Source organism: Pseudomonas sp. 2995-1 (genome assembly GCF_002742505.1).
GTDB classification, from domain to species: domain Bacteria; phylum Pseudomonadota; class Gammaproteobacteria; order Pseudomonadales; family Pseudomonadaceae; genus Aquipseudomonas; species Aquipseudomonas sivasensis.
The window spans coordinates 1-232 of sequence record NZ_LJSA01000052.1 but is presented as its reverse complement, the minus strand read 5'-3'; the positions used below and the strand labels follow the sequence as shown (position 1 = coordinate 232).

Here is a 232-nt window from a genome sequence, read left to right as displayed (position 1 = left end):
TGGCATGGGAATAAATTAGAAAATAACAGAATAGATGAAAGTATCTTCATGAGGTTAGGAGGAGAAAATGTGGATTTGTTTGATTTAAGTAACAGCTCTAATAAAGAAACACCAAAAGGACCATTAGCAGCAAGAATGCGCCCACGTACGATAAATGAGGTCATTGGACAAGAAGAGATTATTGGAGAAGGCACTTTACTTCGTCGTGCCATTGAAGCAGACCGTCTCACAC

General features: G+C 39.2%; 1 pseudogene. It reads left to right on the top strand.

The features are described 5' to 3' along the window. A pseudogene (locus AOA61_RS00195) lies at nucleotides 1-232 on the top strand (hypothetical protein); the annotation flags it as partial.